Source organism: Bacillus sp. Xin1, from assembly GCF_013314535.1.
Classification (GTDB): Bacteria; Bacillota; Bacilli; order Bacillales; family Bacillaceae_G; genus Bacillus_A.
On sequence record NZ_JABUAE010000207.1, the window covers coordinates 1 to 253 of the forward strand.

Consider the following 253-nt stretch of genomic DNA (forward strand, 5'->3'; position numbering starts at 1 on the left):
TATATGGTGGAGGATGACGGGATCGAACCGCCGACCCCCTGCTTGTAAGGCAGGTGCTCTCCCAGCTGAGCTAATCCTCCATTTGCCTGGCAACGTCCTACTCTCACAGGGGCAAGGCCCCAACTACCATCGGCGCTAGAGAGCTTAACTTCCGTGTTCGGTATGGGAACGGGTGTGACCTCTCTGCCATCATTACCAGACTTTTATTATTATACACATTCTTTTCAGAATGTCAACAGGAATTTTAAATATA

At 49.0% G+C, this 253-nt stretch carries 1 tRNA gene and 1 rRNA gene; both read right to left on the reverse strand.

The features are described from left to right. Positions 1 to 4: 4 nt before the first annotated feature. A tRNA-Val gene (locus HRG09_RS28550) sits at positions 5 to 80 on the reverse strand. 4 nt (positions 81 to 84) lie between these two features. After that, positions 85 to 200: ribosomal RNA gene (gene rrf, locus HRG09_RS28555) — 5S ribosomal RNA — on the reverse strand. Positions 201 to 253 lie beyond the last annotated feature (53 nt).